1 protein-coding gene is annotated in these 260 nt (G+C 39.6%); it reads right to left on the bottom strand.

All coding sequences use genetic code 11. From position 1 onward, the window contains the following. A partial coding sequence (locus tag NG918_RS16910; protein ID WP_252227229.1) for a glycoside hydrolase family 38 C-terminal domain-containing protein occupies positions 1-260 on the bottom strand: 260 nt, incomplete at both ends.

Raw genomic sequence — 260 nt, forward strand, 5'->3', positions numbered from 1 at the left:
CGCTTACTTCATATTCTGGTAAACCAAGACTTGCGACAACGATATTTCCACTAGCAACAAAGCCTTGTTTTCGGTTATCTTTAGCAGGATTTGTCCATTCTTTGACTTGTTTATTCGCGCGTGTTACTACTTCAAAAACACTTCCCACTTGATGTGTTTCTGTTTGTTTTCCAGTCGGGAAAAGCACGCGGAGTCGATGGTCATCTACGTTGTTATTTAGTTTCACGCGGATAGTTAATTGTTTATCGTGTTTATTTAGC

Origin of the sequence: Clostridium sp. ZBS2 (genome assembly GCF_023845855.1) — a bacterium.
Lineage (GTDB): Bacteria > Bacillota > Clostridia > Clostridiales > Clostridiaceae > Clostridium > Clostridium aquiflavi.